Raw genomic sequence first — 18,882 nt, 5'->3', positions numbered from 1 at the left:
TTATAGGTAGGCGCGGTGATTACCGGGCAGGTATTTAACAAAAAAGGCTTCCGATATTCCCGGAAGCCTTTTTCATTTATTTGGTAGTTATCAAATTATATAACTCATCCAGTTTCGGCGTAAGCACAATTTCAATCCGCCGGTTTTTGGCACGGGCTTCATCGGTGCCTGTAGCATCTATCGGCTGAAACTCGCTTTTACCTGTAGCGGTGAGCCTGTGCGGATCTACCCCTTCAACTTCTGTAAGGTAGCGGGTTACGGATGTGGCGCGTAGTACACTCAAATCCCAGTTATCCTTTATCTGGCCAAGGTTTTTCACCTTTTTATCATCGGTATGGCCTTCAACAGCCATATTTATATCGGCCTCCTTATTCACAACAACCGCCAGTTGTTTCAGCGCAGCCTTGCCTTTTTCATCAATAATAATACTGCCCGACGGGAATAGCAGTTTATCGGCCAGCGATACATAAACCTTTCCGTTCCTGATATCAACCGTTAAGCCGCTTTGCTGAAAGCCCAGCAGTGCCTTTTGCAGTTTATCTTTCAGGGCATTAGTGGCTTCGTCGCGCTTCTTTAATATATCTTCCACCTCTTTTAAACGGGCTTCGCGCTTTTTCAAATCATCGGCTAATTTTCTTGTTTGCGCTGCCAGCTCGTTTGCTTTTGATGAGGTGGCATCAAGGTTACTGTTCAGCACATTATTGTTGCTGCGTAAATCGGCAAGCTGGCGATGCAGGCGCATGGTATCGGCTTGCAGCTGTGCAAGCTGGCCTTCTAACGTATTAGTACGATTAGCCAGCGAGTCGCGTTCGGCAACCAAACTTTTGTAGGCCTTTGGCGACATAATTTTGCATGAGTATGTTGCTAAACATACTACAAGCGCTAATAAAGCATATTTAATTTTCATATGATAATTAGGATTTAATGTATAACTACGCAAGCGCGTTTTTCAAAAAAACATTTAACGGAAGGATGCGGGCGCACATACCTGCAACCAGTTGCACCGAGTTTGGATCAGTTATTTCTTTATCGCTTATTTTATGCCAGGCTACAAAGCTTTTTAGCTTCAACAAGTCGATATTTTCATTATCAGCCTCATATCCCTTAGGTACAGTTTTTAGTTGTTCCTGCGCCCTGAAATCGCCAAAAAGCTTCACAAACTCCTTGTCATCGATAATCTTTTTCAAATCGGTGGCGTTGTAATCGATTTCCTGGCGGATGGCCTTAAGGTGCGGTGCCTCGGGCATCCAATATCCCCCGCCTATAAATGAATTGCCGGGCTGAATTTGCAGGTAGTACTCCACTCCGCCGCCTTTTGTGCCTGTGGTTGGTAAACTTACCCCAAAGTTATTTTTATAAGGCGTTTTATCAATTCGGAAACGGATATCCCTGTAAATCCGCATCACGCTTTTTTTAGCATCAAGGTTCTCATCCATGCCGGGATTGGCTTTGCGTACAATCTCCAATAGCTTGCCAGTAAAATCAATCACATTTTCGCGGGCCTTTTCGTAGCGTTGTTTATTGGCTGTAAACCATTCGCGGTTATTATTTTCGGCCAGATCTTTTAAAAAATCAAGACTTTCCTGGTATATCATCGGTATCTAAATAGGATTGGTAGTGTATTTTGGGCGACAACCAATATAACAAAATAACACGCGAATATCTGAAATTTATAGGAGCCAGCACAAGGCAGCCTAAAATAAGCGTACCTAAATACAACCAGGGCGAATCCTGGTTATTGGTAATTATATACGTAAGCATGGCAATACCAATCGCCTCACCCACATTTAGCGCATAACTAACATACATGGCCGCATAAAAGTATCCCGGCTCAATCTCGAAAAACAAATTGCAATGCGGGCAATTTAAGTTGATTTTGTTGGAGAAACTGTAGGGGCCGCCCTGAAACATATCGCCCCGCCTGCAGCGCGGACATTTACATTTAAGCATTGCCCATGACTTTGGGGTTTGAGGCATGGGGAATAAATCGTTATTAAACAACAATGCCGGTAATGATCACATCAACCGGCATCAGTATATTTTAATTAATTGAGATGTAGTTTTTCGCTGCGGATATCCAGTTTCACATCTTTACGGCGATATTTTTTATACCATACATATCCGCAAACGGCAACAGCCAGGTAGGGTGCAGCCAATAAAAACAGGATTCCGTTATTTAAACCCCTTGTTTTTGAACTGCCGCTTTGTGCATTAGTTTCAACCTGGGCGGCACATTGCGCGCATTGGGCATCTGCCGGTTGACGGGCAATCAGCATTAAACCAAAAGCCAATACAAAAAGGATAATTTTAAAGCCGTTTTTCATACATTACAAAGTTAACCAATTATAACTAAAAGTGGTAATAAGGGCGAATCATTAAATAAACCACCACGCCGCTGGCTGTAACATACAGCCATATCGGAAAGGCCCAGTGTACCAATTTACGGTGCTTTTCAACCTGCATTTGCAAACCGCGGTGAAAACTCATTAATATTAACGGCAAAACCGCTGCGGCAAGTACAATGTGCGGATATAATATGATGCGGTATATCGTTCTTAAAACTCCCGCTGCGTCAAGCTCGGCATCTGAAAGTTTACTATCTCCATCAATATCACCATAATAAATCTCGTTACGCATCAGGTAATGAAACAGGATATACGATACCAGGAAAAGTGACGACAAGCAAAACGTAATAATATTAAGGCGTTTGTGCACTGCAACATTCCCCTGCTTAATGTAATAAAGCGAGGCCAGCAACAATAGGGTGCAGGTGGCGTTCAAAACAGCGTTAAGCATAGGCAAATAAGGCGTAAACGAAGGCGCAACGGCCGGCCCGGGAATAATATGCCTGTTTAATACTATTACTACTACAATTACAAATATGGTTACCACCGCCACAAAGCGGATTATAAATTTATCACTCATAACTAATTAATATAGGGGCTTATCAATTTTACGCAGCTCCTCGGCTATCAATACTTTAATCTCGTCATTAAGGCGGTTAACCTCGGGGGTTACGGCGGCCTTATAATATCCACGGATGCGGTGCTCCTGGTCTATCAAGATAAAACTATCGCTGTACACAAAATCGCCGCCAACCTTAGCTGCGTTAACGTAAAGGCCATTGCGGGCAAAACTGTAAACAGATGAGGTATCGCCGCTGCACATCAGCCAGCGGTTTGATTCGGGCTTAAATGTTTGCAGGTATTTATTAAGCACTTCGGGGGTGTCATGCTCCGGATCAACAGTGATGGTTAAAAAATAAACCATCTTGTTTTTATAGTACGTACCCACCAGCCAGCTCATGTTTTTATTGATGGTTTGGCAAACGGAGGGGCAGTTTTTATAAAAGAAATTGATCACGAAGATCTTTCCTTTTAAATCGGCCAACGTTACCGTTTTACCCTCCTGATTGGTTAGCTTAAAATCGGGGATGGTATGGTAAACGGTATCCGGGATATACTTCCCGTGGTATTTATGCCCGGTTTTGGCAACATGTTTGGGGCCAAAAACCGCAAGCGGTTTGTACCTGTTTTTACCTTTAACGGTAAGTAAATAATATAAAAATCCTGGTACTGCTAAGATGAGCACCAGGATCGCTATTTTTTTTCCTATAGAAGCCTTGTTCATCAGAACGCCGGGCGCAGGTCAACCCAGTGGTGACTTTCGTTGGTAAGTACCAGGATTAAACCGATTATAAATATTACCGGGACTACTATTGAGAGAATCAAACCCATTTTCTCAAACTTAAGATGCATAAAGAATGCTACTATATAAAATGCCTTAAGCAATGTTAAAATGATATAGATAGGATTTGCAAACTTTAAAAAGTTGGGATGGCCCGGTACTATTGCAAGTGCGATAACGAACTCAACACAGGTAATAGCCGTTAATATAAGCGCAACTTTTACAATCCGCTTTCTGCTCATTGACTCGTGTTCACCGTCGTGGTGAACTTCATGCGATTCTGCTGACATATCTAAATATTTTTTATACTAAGTAAAAGAATGTAAATACGAATACCCAAACAAGGTCTACAAAGTGCCAGTATAAACCTACTTTTTCAACCATTAAATAGCTGCCACGTTTTTCATAAGTGCCAATCAACACGTTAACCGTGATAATGATGTTGATAATAACACCCGTAAATACGTGGAAACCATGGAACCCTGTAATGGTAAAGAACAGATTAGCAAACTCCTGGGAGGTCATGTGCTGTACGGCTTCGTTACCACCCGAAAACAAATGTTTAAGTTCTTCTGCAGATGGCACGCTTCCCCACCAAAAACCTTCGTGGTGTAAGTGTCCCCACTCCAAAGCCTGGCAGCCCAGGAACATAAAACCACCAATTACGGTAGCAATCATCCAGCCTATAACTTCTTTTTTTGCGTTGCGGTGGCCGGCCTCAACAGCCAAAACCATGGTTACCGAACTTAAAATAAGGATAAAGGTCATTATACCCACAAAAACCAGCGGCGCGCCGCTATCTTTAACACCGGGGATAGATTGAAAAACCTTATCAGCCGCAGGCCATACACTTGCGCTGAAACGCAATGAGCCATAAGCTATCAATAATGATGAAAAGGTGAACGCATCCGAAAGGAGGAAAAACCACATCATTATTTTTCCGTACTCCACGTTGAACGGGGATCTTCCTCCCGACCAGGGCGAAGTTTTTACTTCGTCAATTTGTGAAACTGTTGTACTCATCTGTACTAATCTATGGGTGTATTAATTATGATTCAAAAGTAAAAAAACATACAGATAAATCCATATAATATCGAGAAAATGCCAGAAAATGGAGGTCATCTCCATCTTAAACAGATTCTTGATTTGAGGATTTTTACGGTATGTACCTATAAGCGTATTTATTAGCAATAATACTGCGGCAAAAATGTGCAGCAAATGCGCACCAATAAAAACATAAACAAAGGAGCGCGACGCGTTAGGATCGGTAAAATAGATCTGCATTTTGTAGGTTAACACATAACATGCGTAAACCTGCAAAGCAAAAAATGCCAAACCTAAACCCAGCGTAATCCACAAATACAGCTTCTGCTTATCAAACTGTGAAGCCTTTGCCGCCCGCGATGCCAAAAACAACGTACCGCTGCTTAAGGCAATAACAATGGTGCTATACAAAAACGAGGTTGGCATAATTACGTTTAAGCCGTGGCCACTGCCGCCGCTGTAAACAATAAACCCACTGGTAAGCGCCGCAAAGAGCATAAACGATGTGAATATAAAAATCCACATGTTAAACTTTTTGGCACCAAGGTTAAGCCTGTCGTTATCTTGTTCAATCCTTGCCATCATCTCACTTAACTATAAAATCAACTAAAAACATTATCTGAACTACCGGCAGGTAAAAAAACGAGCCGAACATTAACTTACGCGCCTCAGGGATCTGGCGGGTGCGCAGCAACATAAACGCCTGGTATAAAAATATCAGGCTACAAACCAACGATACACCTCCTACCCAGTAACCGCCGTAACCATAAATGGTTGGCAGCAAACTTACAGGCACCATAACAATGGCAAATATAAGGGTAATTACCGCGCTGGTAACATCTCTTTTACCCGATGGCAACAACCTGAAACCAGCCAGTTTATAATCATCATCCAAAACCCAGGCAATTGCCCAAAAGTGAACAAACTGCCATATAAACTGGATGCTGAACAATATAATGGCTATCTCATCTATCCTGCCGTGTACCTGTGCCGCAACATAACCAATAAGCGGAGGCAAGGCTCCCGGAATAGCGCCTACAAAAACTGCAATTGGCGATTTCCTTTTTAACGGCGTATATGCAAAAGCGTATAACAGTATCGAAAATACCGATAACAAACCAGTAAGCAAGTTCAGGCTGCCCAACAGGTAAGTACCGGCCATGCCCATCCCGAGGCCTAAAACAAGCGCCTGGCCGGTGGTCATCTTACCCGATGGGATCGGACGGTCCATGGTACGCTTCATCAGTTTATCCAAATCTTTTTCAATAATTTCGTTGAACGAGTTGGCTGCCGCAGTTACCAAAAAACCGCCTACAATCAACTTTACCCAATCAACCCAAATCACATGGCCATTAGCCCTGCTACCTATTAAAAAAGATATTGATGCAGAGAACACTACCAAAAAGGTAAGCCTCACTTTAATTAGCTTCGAAAAATCAGCCCATTTCATTTGCTTGCCTCCCTGCCTTTAACTCCCCGAAATAAATTTAACAGCAAATAAAACTGTGCTCCAAACAGCAAACTGGCCAGCACAATGTGTGATGCCTGCGCCACCGGCGGCAAACCCGAATATGATAACAGAATACCGGTAACTATTTGCAATGTAATGATCAAAAATGTAAAACTCATCAGTTGCTGCTGAATGGAGTGACGATTAAAGCCCCTGCGGATCAGTACAAACAAGGCGATATTCAAAATCAAAACAACAACGGCTATATCCCGGTGATGCTGAAAAATTTCGCCGGCATTAGCCACCCATGTATTGCGGTATCCGCCCTGAAAATGATTGGCAACAGCATCAATCTTTTCGCGTACTTCGGTACCAAAGGTTATCTGCAAAATGCTAACAATTAAAGCCAGCAAAGTAACCAGGTATAAAAGTGGTTTGGCACCCGATGTACGCTTACCCGAAATACGGGCAGCATGATAGGTGCAAATACATATAGCCAATATAGCCAAAGCCAGTAGCATATGTACCGTAACTATCCAGGCTACTAAATTGGTTGATACAACGATAGAGCCCAACCAGGCCTGAAAACCAACCAAAATCAGGTTGAAAAAACTCAATACCGCAATACGTTTATCGGTTTTCCAATAACTGAATGAAAAAACCAGCGATAACAGCAGGAAAAAACCAGATAACGCTCCAACCAAACGGTTAATATACTCTGTCCAGGTTTTACCGGCATTAAACTCTTCCGGAACCAGGATTGAGCGGTCCTCACGGATACGTTTGGCCAGATCGCTGTAACCAAATACATCCAGTGTCTTAGCAAAACGCTGATTCTTTTCAAGTCGTTTGGCTACGTATTTTTGCTTGTAATCCTTCGGTAACTCGTTGATATCGGTTGGGGGAATATACCTTCCGAAACATTTTGGCCAATCGGGGCAACCCATTCCCGAGCCCGAGCTACGTACAACACCGCCGGCAAGTATCAAAACAAAAAGCAGAACAATTGTAGTCAGATTGATCTTTTGAAACCTATTTTGTGCGGCTGTGCTCATCTAAATATTTCTAAAAATTTAGGGCACCTTGTCAAGTCGGAAGTTCTAAGTTTCAAGTTCAAAGTTGCTTAACTTATGACTTAAAACTTCCGACTTAAGACTTAACCGGGTACCCTAAAAGATCAGATTATAGTATTAAATCTATTTAACTTGTTCGTTTGCTTTCAGTGTACTTGCGTACTTATTCAATGCTTCCAAGCCTGCAGGATTATCTTCAAAATCGTGCGGAAGGTTTGAACTCATGGTTTGAGAATAAGGCACTGTTTGCGGGATATAATCCTCTTCGGCACCTGGCTTGCTGTAATCATAAGGCCAACGGTAAACAGTTGGGATTTCGCCCGGCCAGTTACCGTGCAGGTGTTCAACAGGTGTAGTCCATTCAAGGGTATTTGATTCCCATGGATTTTGAGTGGCTTTCTCGCCTTTAAACATCGATACAAAGAAGTTATAAAGGAAACCGAACTGGCTTAACGCTGCAATAATAGCCGCCCAGGTAACAAATGTATTGATGGTTAACCATTTTGACATTGAAGCAAACTCGGTGAATGCATAGTAACGACGAGGTACACCATCCAGACCCATAAAGTGCATTGGGAAGAATACCAGGTAAGCGCAGATAAATGTTAACCAGAAGTGCAGGTAACCCAATTTCTCGTCCATCATGCGGCCGAACATTTTAGGGAACCAGTGGTAAACACCGGCAAGCATACCAAAGATAGCTGCCGAACCCATTACCAGGTGGAAGTGAGCTACAACGAAGTAGGTATCGTGCAGGTTGATATCCAAAGCAGCATTACCCAGGAAGATACCTGTTAAACCACCAGAGATGAAGAACGAAACCATGCCGATAGCGAACAGCATAGCAGGCGTAAACCTGATGTTACCGCGCCATAACGTAGCTAACCAGTTGAATGTTTTTACTGCCGATGGTACCGCGATGATCAGCGTAGTAATCATGAACACGCCACCAAGGAAAGGATTCATACCGGTTACAAACATGTGGTGCCCCCATACAATGAATGATAACACGGTAATACCGATGAGCGAATAAACCATCGCGTGGTAACCGAAGATCGGTTTGCGTGAATTTACCGACATAACCTCTGATGAGATACCCATCGCAGGCATAATTACGATATATACTTCCGGGTGACCAAGGAACCAGAACAAGTGCTGGAACAGGATTGGGCTACCACCTTCAAACGGTTGCTGTACACCGTTCAATACGATATCAGATAAGTAGAAACTTGTACCAACGCTACGGTCGAAGATCAACAATACCACACCGGCAACTAAAACCGGGAAGGCAAGGATACCTAAGATAGCTGTTAAGAATAAAGCCCAGATAGTTAAAGGCATTTTCCAAAGGTCCATACCTTTGGTACGCATGTTTAATACGGTACTTACGTAGTTGATACCACCCATTAATGACGATGCTACGAACAACACCATACTGACTAACCAAAGCGTCATACCTTCGGCAGAGCCCGGCATTGCTTTTGGCAAGGCAGATAGTGGCGGATAAATTGTCCAACCGCCGCTTGCAGGGCCTTTTTGTACAAAGAATGATGATAACATGATAACGCTGGCTAAAAAGAAAAACCAGTATGAAAGCATGTTCATGAATGGCGAAGCCATATCACGTGCACCTACCTGCAATGGGATTAATAAGTTGGCAAAGGTACCGCTCAGGCCTGCGGTTAGCACAAAGAATACCATGATGGTACCGTGAATAGTAACCAGAGCCAGGTAAAAATCGGGGCTGATACGACCGTTTGGTGCGAAACGACCTAACAAAGTAGTTAACAGCGGGAATGTTTTATCAGGATAAGCAAGCTGGATCCTGAAAAGGATTGATAATATCATCGCGATAACCGCCATAGTAATACCTGTAATCAGGAATTGTTTGGCAATCATCTTGTGGTCCATGCTAAATACGTATTTAGACAGGAATGATTGGTCATGGTGATGTTCGTGACCGTGGTCGTCGTGGTGGGCTACTTCGTGGTCGTGAACTGCTGATGTTGACATATCTCTCTTTCTTATCTTAATTAATTATTTAACGCTAACCTATTTGTTGAACCATTGCTTTGCTCGTTAGCCGACGCAAAATGCAATTCTTTCCTTAAAGCATCGTTGAGGTAAGGTTTTTGCCTTGACAACCATGTTTGATATTCGGCTTCGGTAACCACACGCACAACTTTTTGCATGTTGTAATGGCTTCCACCGCATATTTTGTTGCAATAAAGGGTATATTCAAATTTAGGATCGTCCAGTTTAGAACGCATTTGCGCAGTAGTAATAGTAGGCACAAATTTAAAGAAGGTAGGTAAACCCGGAACCGCATTCAACTGTACCCTGAAATATGGCATGTAAACACTATGGATCACATCCTGAGCCAAAATGTTTAAGCGGATAGATTTATTAACAGGGATGTACATGGTATCAACCCTTAAATCGTCAAAGCTGGCTTTCTTTTTAAAGTTAACACCTAAGTTATTGGTGCCGGTTACCAACGTATAATCTTTAGGGCCTAATACACCATCTTTACCAGGGTAACGCAATTCCCAGGCAAACTGGTGACCGGTTACATCGATGTTGATATCTTCCTTAAGATTCTCGCTGTTCATGATTTTTTGCCATGTAAAAAAGCCGAATACAACCAGGATAGTTAACACTATAGCCGGAATAATAGTCCAAACTTTCTCAATAGTATTGTTATGTGGCAGGAAGTGCGCGCGGCGTTTATCTGAATGACGGTACCTGAACAGGAATGTAAACAGCAAAATCTGGGTGATAAAAAACACTATCATCGTTAAAATTGTAGTGACGGTAAACATCTCGTCAATTTTAACACCGTGTTCCGAAGCTGCTTCCGGCAAAGTCATGCTGCCCTGCTCTGTAAACGACCAGTAAGCGCCGTAAAGACCAGCCACAAGGAATACAATACAAATGGTTGCCATTACGGTATTCCAGTTCAATCCTTTTTTACCCTGCATTTTCAGCGTAAGATCATACACTTTCAGGATTTTGCCAACAATGGCAACACCTAAACAGATCAGGAAAAATATAAGTACGTAGTAGGCAACACCTGTCCAGTCAACCTTAGGAGCCTCGGCCTGGCCTGCGGCTGCACCGCCGGCTTCGGTTTGCGCCATCAGCAGGTTTGTGCCCAAAAGCATAAACGCTGCGAAGAACGATAGTAATTTTTTAGAATTTATTAGTTTTCTGAATCCCATTTTAGTAAGCTGTTTGGTATTCTGTATTTTGGTGCAAATGTAATAATTATTATATGTGTAGGTGTAAGCTTTCCTGCAGGAACGGGTGCTTTTTAGGTACCAGCGATTTGAATTTGCTTAAAGCAGTCATCGCCAGGAAAGTGAATAAACCTGCAAAACCTATTAAAGTACCAATTTCAATCGGACCTATTTCATGCCACCATGCTTCGGTTGGGCCGGTAGTACCAGGCATAACCATCATGAAGTAATCAAGCCAGTGACCGATGATCAGGATGATACACATAATTTGTACTGTGCTATACACACGTTTTGCATCGCGGGACATCAGTACCAATAACGGTGTAAGGAAATTCACAACGATATTAATCCAGAACCATGGTTTAAATTCAGGCTCCCAGCGTTTAAAGAAGTAAACAGTTTCTTCAGGTAAGTTTGCGTAGTAAATCAGCAAGAACTGAGCGAACCATACATAAGTCCAGAAGATAGAGAAACCGAAAATAAATTTGGTTAAGCTGTGGATATGATCTTCAGTTACCCAATCAAAATAACCTATTTTCTTTAACCTGATCAGCGTTAAGGTGATAACAGATAAACCGCTTACCCACATAGCCGCGAAATTATACCAACCAAACATGGTTGAAAACCATTCGGCCTCTAACGACATGATGGTATCGAAAGCGTAGATAGGTGTTGTAAAGCCAAAGATCACCAGGAAAAGGCATGACATGTTAAAGCTCTTTTTGTAGTAGAACATGCCACCCAAATCATCTTCCATTTCTGAATATTTAGCCAATAACCGGCCGAAAGTGATATAAGAACCAAGGAACACAACCAAACGAATAAGGAAAAACCATTTGTTCATGTAACCTGATTTACCTGCTATAACCGCATTATAATTTTCGCTATGCGGATCGGTAACCCCAACTGCACCCCAGATCTTGTAAAGATAAGGAGCAACAACGTCCTTACCCTCTTCATTGGTGACGTGGTGGGTTATTGACAGACCTGCAAAAACTACAATGACTAAAATTACTGCAGCTATCAAAAGTACTCTTCCGAAAGCTTGTGGAATCCTGATCATTGAGGCCGACCAACCAGCCTGCGCTGCGTACTGCACTGCGCAAAAGAAAATGCCGCACATACAAACCGCTGCAAAGTAGTAGCTCATGATCAGTAAGTTTGCGAATGTACGCTCGGTATAGCCTAAAGCAAAACCGGCGGCAATTGCAACCAAACCTACTACAATGCCTGCTAAACTCAATGTTTTGGCTTTGCCGACAAACTCGTATTGCCTTTCAAAATTATTATGAGTCTTCATTAATCTCTATATCTTTTATAAGGTTTGTAAATGGTGAACATACATGATCACTTTCCAACGCTCTTCGGGTGACAGCTGTGACGCGTATGAACCCATTGCGTTTACGCCGTAAGTAATAGTATGATAAATTTTACCGTCGGTAAGATCCTTCATGTTGCCACCGCGTGATGACTGGCCTTTTGAATATGATGGCGGCGGCGGATAACCATGTTTGGTTACTTCACCATCGCCCTGGCCGTTAACACCATGACACGGAGAGCAAAAATGCTCGAATAAAACCTTACCATCGGCGTAGTTTGCCTGTGTTTGGGCAATTACGGTTTTAACCTCAACACTTGCCAGTTCATACCCTTCTTTTGTGTTAGGGTAATCAAAGCGTGTAAAGCCCACCGGGGTGGTACCTGCCGGTGGCAATTGTGCAGTTTTACCGTCTTTAAAGTTTGGATTTTTTTGATCCGGATCGTATGCCAAATGCTCGTACATATTAGGTGCATACTCCCAACCGGTGCTCCTTTTATCTTTGCACGATGTAAAAACTATCGAGGCGGCGATAATGGTAACTACAGTTCCTAATATTTTAATTTTATTCATAGCTAACATATTTTCTGGTATTGTGCTTCACTTCTGTAGCACCCGCCTCTTTTAGTAAATTAGTTATATCGTCGTGTGGAATGTTTCCTTTTGCATCGATAGCGATCACAAACTTATCATCTGTTGCTCTCAAATCCATTACCCTTGGCGTACGGCCCGGGAAAAGGTGGGTAGCGAAGAAGAAAGTGAATGTCATACCGAACGAGGTCCACAGGATTGTCCATTCGAAAGTAACAGGAACAAAATCCGGGATGGCGAAAGCATTTTTACCACCGATGTTCATAGGCCAGTCATGAACCAACATATAATAAACCATGGTAAACATGATCGAACCACCTAAACAGCCGAACATAAATGCTGCATAGCCCAAACGCGAATCCTTAACATTCAGCTTAGCCTCAATACCGTGAATAGGCATTGGGGTGTACACGTCATAAATTGGTACGCTGTTTTTTTGCAGCTTATCAATCCCGTGCATCATTTCATCGGGATCATCAAAAACGCCTAATATATATTTAGTGCTACTCATTGTAATATTATGCTTTTAGGTATTCAGACTGGTCAACACTATCAAATTTCTCCAATGAAGCGATATAGAATTCAGCCTCGGCCGGTTCAACATGGCCTTCAGCCATAAGCTTTTTCTTAGCTTGCTCGCTTGAGCTTTTCAGCAGTAGTTTAACTTCGGCCATAGCCACTGAAGGTAATACCCTGATGAACAACAGGAACATGGTAAAGAATACACCTATCGAACCGATAAACACGCTTACGTCAACCCAGGTTGGATAGAACATCGCCCAGCTTGATGGGATAAAGTCGCGGTGTAATGAGGTTACTATAATTACAAAACGCTCGAACCACATACCGATGTTTACCACGATTGACAGCACCCATGACAATGGAATGTTGGTACGGATCTTTTTAAACCAGAACAGCTGAGGGGTAATTACGTTACAGGTCATCATGCTCCAGTATGCCCACCAGTACGGACCAGAGATACGGTTTGCAAACGCGTATTGCTCGTATTCGTTTTGTGAGTAGAAGGCGATGAACAACTCTGTTAAGTAAGCCACACCTACTATCGAACCGGTTAACATGATGATCTTGTTCATCGATTCGATGTGGAACATGGTGATGTAGTTTTCCAAACCTAATACTTTACGTGCTATAAGCAACAGGGTTTGCACCATGGCGAAACCTGAAAAGATAGCACCCGCAACGAAGTATGGAGGGAAGATGGTTGTGTGCCATCCTGGTTCCAGTGATGTTGCAAAGTCCATTGATACGATGGTGTGTACCGAAAGTACCAGTGGTGTTGAAACACCCGCAAGGATAAGCGATACGGTTTCAAAACGTTGCCAGGTTTTTACCGAACCTGTCCAGCCGAATGAAAGTACTGAATAGATTTTGCGGCGGATACCTTCTGCACGGTCGCGGATGGTAGCGATATCAGGCAATAAACCTGTGTACCAGAACACCAATGAAACCGAAAAGTATGTTGAGATCGCAAATACGTCCCAGATAAGCGGTGAGTTCCAGTTTACCCATAATGAGCCATACTGGTTTGGAAGCGGCAATGAATATACTGCCATCCATGGGCGACCCATGTGAGCAGCGATATAAGTTGCCGCGCAAATTACCGCAAAAATTGTCATCGCCTCAGCAGAGCGGTTGATGGAGTTACGCCAGTTTTGACGGAACAGTAACAATACGGCCGAGATAAGTGTGCCGGCGTGACCGATACCTACCCACCATACGAAACCGGTGATATCCCATGCCCAGCCTACTGTTTTGTTCAGGCCCCATTCGCCCAAACCGAACCAGAAGGTCCAGCTGATAGCGAAAACCCAAAGCATGGCGCCAAGCGAGGCTACGCTAAAACCGATCCACCAGGCTTTTCCCGGCATATTTTCTACAGGGCGTAATACATCATTCGTAATTTGTGCATACGTGATGTCCTTACCCGTAATTAACGGTTCCCTTATTATTGATTCACTATGAGATGCCATATATCTTAATCTCTGTATATAAAATTTATGCCTGAGCTTCAGTTTCTACTATATTCCTGATTTTGGTTTGGTAACCGATACCTGGTTGTACGTTCAATTCTTCAAGCACGTAGTAAGTTCTTTCGCTTGCAAGTGCTTTTGAAACTTCCGAGTTAGGATCGTTCCTGTTACCGAACACGATAGCGTTGGCCGAACAAGTTTGCTGACAAGCCATTTTGATCTCGCCATCTTTCAATGGACGTTTTTCAATTTTAGCTTTCAGTTTACCAGCCTGGATACGTTGGATACACATTGAGCATTTTTCCATAACACCACGGAAACGTGTAACTACGTCTGGGTTCAATACTAATTGTGTATGCTCGCCTTGCAGGTAGTTATCGAAACGGGCGTCGTTCCAGTAGTTGAACCAGTTAAAGCGGCGTACTTTGAACGGACAGTTGTTAGCACAGTAACGTGTACCTACGCAACGGTTGTAAGCCATGTGATTCAAACCTTCCGACGAGTGAACGGTAGCTAATACCGGGCACACAGTTTCGCAAGGTGCGTGGTCACAGTGCTGGCAAAGCATTGGCTGGTGAACAACCGATACGTTATCAAAGTTATCAAGCTTCTCGATCTCTTTTTCTTTAGATACTGCTTCTTCTGCATCACCGTGATCGTTGTAAGCATAGTAACGGTCGATACGGATCCAGTGCATTTCACGGCGACGGGCAACCTCTTCTTTACCTACAACCGGGATGTTGTTTTCGGCGTTACAGGCTACCACGCAGGCACCGCAACCGGTACAGGCGTTAAGGTCGATAGCCATAACCCAGTCATAAACAGGGCGATCATGATTATCCCAAAGTGATTCCGCATTGTAATCTTTACGGCCATGCTCGTTACCGCTACCGGTAGCAGGGTTCTTTTTGTATTCAACAAAAGTAGCCTCGCGAATTACGCTCCTGCCCTCGTACGAGTGGTGGGTTTGTGTTTGCGCCAACGGCGATTTGTAACCGGCAGATTTGAATGAAGCTACAGCTGCAGTTTGGAAAGTACCATTGCTTAAGCTGAAGAATGGATAAGCGTTTTTACCAACGTTGTTACCAACCGGACCAGCATTTGTACGGCCGTAACCTAAAGCTACTGATAAAGTACCTTGAGTTTGACCAGGTTGAGCCAATACCGGCAATTCAACAGAGTAACCGTTTGCATCAATTTTGATCACATCACCTTCTTCCAGTTTCAATTTCTTCATATCAGAAATTGACATGGCCGCGAAGTTATCCCAGGTAACTTTAGATACCGGATCAGGCAACTCCTGTAACCATGGGTTGTTGGCACGTTTACCATCGCCAATGGCCTGGCTTACGTAAAGACTCAGTTCAAATTTGTCGCCATCGGCGGTAACAGCTTTGCTTTGAGTTAATATTTTTTGTGCTACGCCGGCAAGATCGAGGCTGAAGGTATAAGTTGACGCAGCTACGGGAGCGGCAATCACCATACCTGTTTGCAACAGGGTTTCCCAACCTTTTTGGCCGGTTAAACCGCCTTTTGCCAACAAGCCCGAATCCCAGGTTTTACGAACGTAGGTGTAGTAATCTTTTATAGGGTTTTCCATCCAAACCAATAAGCTATGCTCGGCCTGGCGGGTGCTGTAAACAGGGTTGATTGTTGGCTGTACTACAGTGTAGTAACCTTCAACAGCGTTAGCATCACCCCACGACTCAAGGTAGTGGTGGTTTGGAGCAATAACAGTTGAAAGTAAAGCGGTTTCATCAGCATGATCAGCAAATGATACGCTTAAACGTGCTTTCTTCAAGGCTGCTGTAAACTCGGCACCTTTATAGTAATCGTAAGCCGGGTTAACGTTCAGGAACAATACTGCGCCTACGTCACCGCGATTTAATTCATTTACAAACTCAACAAAAGTGGCGTCGTTACCAGCGTATTGTTTTGATGGGTTATCTAAGTCGATAGTAGTACCGTAGCTGCCTAATAATGAGTTGATAGCGTTAACCAATACCTGTGTAGCAACATCGTTTGAACCTGAAACAACCAAGGCTTTACCTTTAGCTGCAACCAGTTCTTTAGCTGCCAGCATAATAGCGGTATCAACTTTTTTGCTGCCGGTTGCTTTCGAACCCGGCAAAGTAGTACCCGCAATAGCGTTGTATAAGTTAATTAACGCGGCACCCATTTCTGATGGCTTGGTAGTGATACGGGCATCGGCATTGGTACCGGTTAAGCTCATACCAGTTTCAAACTGAATGTGGCGCGACATTTTTTTAGCTGCCAGCGATTTGCTGTTACGGTTTGATACGTACTGGCGGGTAAATTCTTCGCCCGAGATCCAGGTACCCAGGAAATCAGCACCAAAGCTTACAATTACATCAGCTTTATCAAAGTTGTAGTGCGGCAATACTGCTTTACCAAAACTGTTTTGATTAGCCTGGATGATACCGGTATAAGATACCGCATCATAATTGATATGTTTTGTAGTAGGGTATTTAGCGATAAACTCGGCAATAACAGCTAAAGTTGAAGGGCTGTGTACGGTTGAAGTAACCAAACGGATACCTTTACCCGAAGCTGCAACAGCAGCAAGCTCTTTCAATACAAAAGCATCTGTTTCTTCCCAGCCTGCTTCAACACCTTTAATTTTAGGGTTTTGCAAACGGTTTACATCATACAGGTCAAGTACAGAAGCCTGCGCCTGCGCACTTAAACCACCTTTTGAAAACAGATCGTTAGGGTTACCTTCAACTTTAATAGGGCGGCCTTCGCGGGTTTTAACCAGGATAGCCTGACCTTCGTAGCTTGAAGAGTAGTAGTTGGCCACACCCGGGGTTACCTCTTCAGGTTTAATCAGGTATGGGATAGATTTATGCACCGGCACTTTCTGACAAGCCGCCAATGTAACCGCACCAACACCAAAGCCAAGCGCCTTTAAAAAGTCGCGGCGAGGGGTTTTAGCAGATAAACCAGATCCGCTAAGCACTTCCTCGATAGGAATAGGCTCGGCAAATTCGTTCTTATTTTTCTCAACAAATTCTGGGGTTCTGTTTAGTTCTTCTAAACCTTTCCAGTATTTTTTATTGCTGTCCATTTAAGCTGTATAAACTGTAATGCTAAATTCTTTTGATTAATAGTGACACTTACCGCACTCGATACCACCCAACACGGCGGCTGTAACTTTCTCACCTTTCTTGATCTTATCGTGTGCAGCCAGGATGCTGTCATAGTAAGCATTGCCTTTACCGTTAACTTCGGTACGTTTGTGGCACTGGATACACCATTTCATGGTAAGCGGAGAGTATTGGTAAACCTCTTTCATGGTTTGTACCGGACCGTGGCACTGCTGGCATTTAATACCGCCAACTTTTACGTGTTGAGAGTGGTTAAAGTAAGCAAGATCAGGCAGGTTGTGGATCCGTACCCACTGGATTGGTTTAGCCATTGTGCTGTCATACTTTTGAGTTTTAGGATCGTAACCCAAAGCATCATAAATTTTATGAATCTCTTCCGACTCGGTTTTAACAACCTTGTGGCAGTTCATACATACGTTTAATGATGGTATTGAAGCATTTTTTGATTTGTATGCACCAGAGTGGCAATACTGGCAATCAATTTTCATTACACCGGCATGCAGCTCGTGCGAATATTTAATTGGCTGAACCGGCTGATAACCTGTGTGAACGTTGGTGTTCCACAAGCTTTCCCAGCCCCAGCTACCCATAGCAATAGTACCGCTAACCAATATAAAGAATACCAGTTTTTTGTTTTTAAGAATTTTGGTGATGAACGCTTTTCTCGCGTCGATAGCAGCTGCACCGGCAGCTTCTGCAGCAAGCTCGTCTTCAACCAAAAGATCTTTGTTTTTCAGCAATACACGCTCTAACGAACCTACAACCCTGTTTAATACCAGGATAACGATGAACGCAATGATAATAATGGCAATTAAACCGAAAACTACCATTTCGCTTGGGCCGCTTTCAACTGTAGCGCCAGCTTTAGCATCGCCGCCTGCCGGCTTGTCTTTTTCTGCCTTCCAGGTATCACGAACATAAGTGATGATATTACTTACGTCTGCATCGCTCAGATCAGCAAATACGGTCATGCCCGCACCGTTAAACTTTTTAACGATAGCAACAGCCTTAGGATTGCCTGCAGCAATTAGCGCCTGATTGTTCTGGATCCATTTGATAAGGTATTTATCATCTGTTTCCTCTGTCATCTGCGGACCTAAAGCCGGGCCAATTAATTGACTTTCGATTTTGTGACAGGCAGTACATTTCGATTTGAAAATAGCCTCGCCTTTTGCCGCGTCTGTTTGCGCGTTAGCGATGGATAAACTTCCAAATGCAAACCCTGCAATCAGTAAAACCGACCTTGAGAATTGTTTAAGAATCAATGAGAAGCTTCTCATACAGTGTATTTATGCTTAATAAATTTGTATTAGATGTGTGAAATTGTTGAAAGAACTTCGTTTCCTCGGGCAATTACAGGC

Annotated in this window: 19 protein-coding genes; all 19 read right to left on the bottom strand. The window is 43.3% G+C overall.

The features are described from left to right. Nucleotides 1–76: 76 nt before the first annotated feature. Nucleotides 77–907 carry an OmpA family protein gene (locus HYN43_RS27415; protein ID WP_119407040.1) on the bottom strand — a complete coding sequence of 277 codons (831 nt, stop codon included), beginning with the start codon at nucleotides 905–907 and terminating at the stop codon, nucleotides 77–79. Nucleotides 908–932: 25 nt separating this feature from the next. Next, nucleotides 933–1,595, bottom strand: coding sequence for a DUF2461 domain-containing protein (locus tag HYN43_RS27410; RefSeq protein ID WP_119407039.1), 663 nt, complete (start codon nucleotides 1,593–1,595; stop codon nucleotides 933–935). Next, nucleotides 1,573–1,950 carry a DUF983 domain-containing protein gene (locus tag HYN43_RS27405; RefSeq protein WP_245447044.1) on the bottom strand — a complete coding sequence of 126 codons (378 nt, stop codon included), beginning with the start codon at nucleotides 1,948–1,950 and terminating at the stop codon, nucleotides 1,573–1,575. The genes HYN43_RS27410 and HYN43_RS27405 overlap by 23 nt, the downstream gene beginning before the upstream one ends. A 95-nt stretch (nucleotides 1,951–2,045) precedes the next feature. Next, nucleotides 2,046–2,324: a hypothetical protein gene (locus HYN43_RS27400; protein WP_119407037.1), complete on the bottom strand. Its 279-nt coding sequence runs from the start codon at nucleotides 2,322–2,324 to the stop codon at nucleotides 2,046–2,048. 25 nt (nucleotides 2,325–2,349) lie between these two features. After that, the gene (locus tag HYN43_RS27395; RefSeq protein WP_119407036.1) at nucleotides 2,350–2,925 is read right to left on the bottom strand and encodes a DUF420 domain-containing protein; all 576 of its coding nucleotides are present in this window, start codon (nucleotides 2,923–2,925) and stop codon (nucleotides 2,350–2,352) included. 6 nt (nucleotides 2,926–2,931) lie between these two features. Next, nucleotides 2,932–3,630 carry an SCO family protein gene (locus HYN43_RS27390; RefSeq protein WP_162996655.1) on the bottom strand — a complete coding sequence of 233 codons (699 nt, stop codon included), beginning with the start codon at nucleotides 3,628–3,630 and terminating at the stop codon, nucleotides 2,932–2,934. Continuing rightward, complete coding sequence (locus HYN43_RS27385; RefSeq protein ID WP_119407035.1) at nucleotides 3,630–3,977, bottom strand: cytochrome C oxidase subunit IV family protein; 348 nt, start codon at nucleotides 3,975–3,977, stop codon at nucleotides 3,630–3,632. The genes HYN43_RS27390 and HYN43_RS27385 overlap by 1 nt, the downstream gene beginning before the upstream one ends. Before the next feature lie 13 nt (nucleotides 3,978–3,990). Then, nucleotides 3,991–4,710 carry a cytochrome c oxidase subunit 3 gene (locus HYN43_RS27380; protein WP_119407034.1) on the bottom strand — a complete coding sequence of 240 codons (720 nt, stop codon included), beginning with the start codon at nucleotides 4,708–4,710 and terminating at the stop codon, nucleotides 3,991–3,993. Between the two features lie 21 nt (nucleotides 4,711–4,731). Continuing rightward, complete coding sequence (locus HYN43_RS27375; protein ID WP_245447042.1) at nucleotides 4,732–5,316, bottom strand: cytochrome c oxidase subunit 3; 585 nt, start codon at nucleotides 5,314–5,316, stop codon at nucleotides 4,732–4,734. A 1-nt stretch (nucleotide 5,317) separates the two neighbouring features. Continuing rightward, nucleotides 5,318–6,181: a heme o synthase gene (gene cyoE / locus HYN43_RS27370; protein ID WP_119407033.1), complete on the bottom strand. Its 864-nt coding sequence runs from the start codon at nucleotides 6,179–6,181 to the stop codon at nucleotides 5,318–5,320. After that, nucleotides 6,178–7,236 (bottom strand): COX15/CtaA family protein, encoded by a 1,059-nt coding sequence (locus HYN43_RS27365; RefSeq protein ID WP_119407032.1) that lies wholly within the window; start codon nucleotides 7,234–7,236, stop codon nucleotides 6,178–6,180. The genes cyoE and HYN43_RS27365 overlap by 4 nt, the downstream gene beginning before the upstream one ends. A gap of 141 nt (nucleotides 7,237–7,377) precedes the next feature. Then, nucleotides 7,378–9,267, bottom strand: coding sequence for a cytochrome c oxidase subunit I (locus tag HYN43_RS27360; RefSeq protein WP_205589836.1), 1,890 nt, complete (start codon nucleotides 9,265–9,267; stop codon nucleotides 7,378–7,380). Nucleotides 9,268–9,287: 20 nt separating this feature from the next. Beyond that, nucleotides 9,288–10,475: a cytochrome c oxidase subunit II gene (locus HYN43_RS27355; RefSeq protein WP_245447041.1), complete on the bottom strand. Its 1,188-nt coding sequence runs from the start codon at nucleotides 10,473–10,475 to the stop codon at nucleotides 9,288–9,290. Between the two features lie 49 nt (nucleotides 10,476–10,524). Continuing rightward, on the bottom strand, nucleotides 10,525–11,793 hold the full coding sequence (locus HYN43_RS27350; RefSeq protein ID WP_119407029.1) for a quinol:cytochrome C oxidoreductase: 1,269 nt from the start codon (nucleotides 11,791–11,793) through the stop codon (nucleotides 10,525–10,527). 15 nt (nucleotides 11,794–11,808) lie between these two features. After that, the gene (locus tag HYN43_RS27345) at nucleotides 11,809–12,393 is read right to left on the bottom strand and encodes a c-type cytochrome (protein WP_205589835.1); all 585 of its coding nucleotides are present in this window, start codon (nucleotides 12,391–12,393) and stop codon (nucleotides 11,809–11,811) included. Next, entirely contained in the window at nucleotides 12,377–12,913 is a 537-nt protein-coding gene (locus HYN43_RS27340; protein WP_119407027.1) for a DUF3341 domain-containing protein, read from the bottom strand. The genes HYN43_RS27345 and HYN43_RS27340 overlap by 17 nt, the downstream gene beginning before the upstream one ends. Before the next feature lie 7 nt (nucleotides 12,914–12,920). Next, nucleotides 12,921–14,393 carry an NrfD/PsrC family molybdoenzyme membrane anchor subunit gene (nrfD, locus tag HYN43_RS27335; protein ID WP_119407026.1) on the bottom strand — a complete coding sequence of 491 codons (1,473 nt, stop codon included), beginning with the start codon at nucleotides 14,391–14,393 and terminating at the stop codon, nucleotides 12,921–12,923. 25 nt (nucleotides 14,394–14,418) lie between these two features. Continuing rightward, nucleotides 14,419–17,481, bottom strand: a complete 3,063-nt coding sequence (locus HYN43_RS27330; RefSeq protein ID WP_119407025.1) for a TAT-variant-translocated molybdopterin oxidoreductase — start codon at nucleotides 17,479–17,481, stop codon at nucleotides 14,419–14,421. 36 nt (nucleotides 17,482–17,517) lie between these two features. Next, nucleotides 17,518–18,801 (bottom strand): c-type cytochrome, encoded by a 1,284-nt coding sequence (locus HYN43_RS27325; RefSeq protein ID WP_119407024.1) that lies wholly within the window; start codon nucleotides 18,799–18,801, stop codon nucleotides 17,518–17,520. Nucleotides 18,802–18,882 lie beyond the last annotated feature (81 nt).

Origin of the sequence: Mucilaginibacter celer, assembly GCF_003576455.2 — a bacterium.
Classification (GTDB): domain Bacteria; phylum Bacteroidota; class Bacteroidia; order Sphingobacteriales; family Sphingobacteriaceae; genus Mucilaginibacter; species Mucilaginibacter celer.
The sequence above is the reverse complement of the archived record's forward strand: the minus strand, read 5'-3'. Positions and strand labels throughout refer to the sequence as shown.

Coding starts and splice junctions, on each gene's coding strand:
- HYN43_RS27355 (WP_245447041.1), bottom strand. CDS start 10,475: ATGGGATTCAGAAAACTAATAAATTCTAAAAAATTACTATCGTTCTTC.
- cyoE (WP_119407033.1), bottom strand. CDS start 6,181: ATGAAATGGGCTGATTTTTCGAAGCTAATTAAAGTGAGGCTTACCTTT.
- HYN43_RS27405 (WP_245447044.1), bottom strand. CDS start 1,950: ATGCTTAAATGTAAATGTCCGCGCTGCAGGCGGGGCGATATGTTTCAG.
- HYN43_RS27395 (WP_119407036.1), bottom strand. CDS start 2,925: ATGAGTGATAAATTTATAATCCGCTTTGTGGCGGTGGTAACCATATTT.
- HYN43_RS27385 (WP_119407035.1), bottom strand. CDS start 3,977: ATGTCAGCAGAATCGCATGAAGTTCACCACGACGGTGAACACGAGTCA.
- HYN43_RS27340 (WP_119407027.1), bottom strand. CDS start 12,913: ATGAGTAGCACTAAATATATATTAGGCGTTTTTGATGATCCCGATGAA.
- HYN43_RS27345 (WP_205589835.1), bottom strand. CDS start 12,393: ATGTTAGCTATGAATAAAATTAAAATATTAGGAACTGTAGTTACCATT.
- HYN43_RS27360 (WP_205589836.1), bottom strand. CDS start 9,267: ATGTCAACATCAGCAGTTCACGACCACGAAGTAGCCCACCACGACGAC.
- HYN43_RS27410 (WP_119407039.1), bottom strand. CDS start 1,595: ATGATATACCAGGAAAGTCTTGATTTTTTAAAAGATCTGGCCGAAAAT.
- HYN43_RS27350 (WP_119407029.1), bottom strand. CDS start 11,793: ATGAAGACTCATAATAATTTTGAAAGGCAATACGAGTTTGTCGGCAAA.
- HYN43_RS27380 (WP_119407034.1), bottom strand. CDS start 4,710: ATGAGTACAACAGTTTCACAAATTGACGAAGTAAAAACTTCGCCCTGG.
- HYN43_RS27400 (WP_119407037.1), bottom strand. CDS start 2,324: ATGAAAAACGGCTTTAAAATTATCCTTTTTGTATTGGCTTTTGGTTTA.
- HYN43_RS27375 (WP_245447042.1), bottom strand. CDS start 5,316: ATGATGGCAAGGATTGAACAAGATAACGACAGGCTTAACCTTGGTGCC.
- nrfD (WP_119407026.1), bottom strand. CDS start 14,393: ATGGCATCTCATAGTGAATCAATAATAAGGGAACCGTTAATTACGGGT.
- HYN43_RS27365 (WP_119407032.1), bottom strand. CDS start 7,236: ATGAGCACAGCCGCACAAAATAGGTTTCAAAAGATCAATCTGACTACA.
- HYN43_RS27330 (WP_119407025.1), bottom strand. CDS start 17,481: ATGGACAGCAATAAAAAATACTGGAAAGGTTTAGAAGAACTAAACAGA.
- HYN43_RS27390 (WP_162996655.1), bottom strand. CDS start 3,630: ATGAACAAGGCTTCTATAGGAAAAAAAATAGCGATCCTGGTGCTCATC.
- HYN43_RS27415 (WP_119407040.1), bottom strand. CDS start 907: ATGAAAATTAAATATGCTTTATTAGCGCTTGTAGTATGTTTAGCAACA.
- HYN43_RS27325 (WP_119407024.1), bottom strand. CDS start 18,801: ATGAGAAGCTTCTCATTGATTCTTAAACAATTCTCAAGGTCGGTTTTA.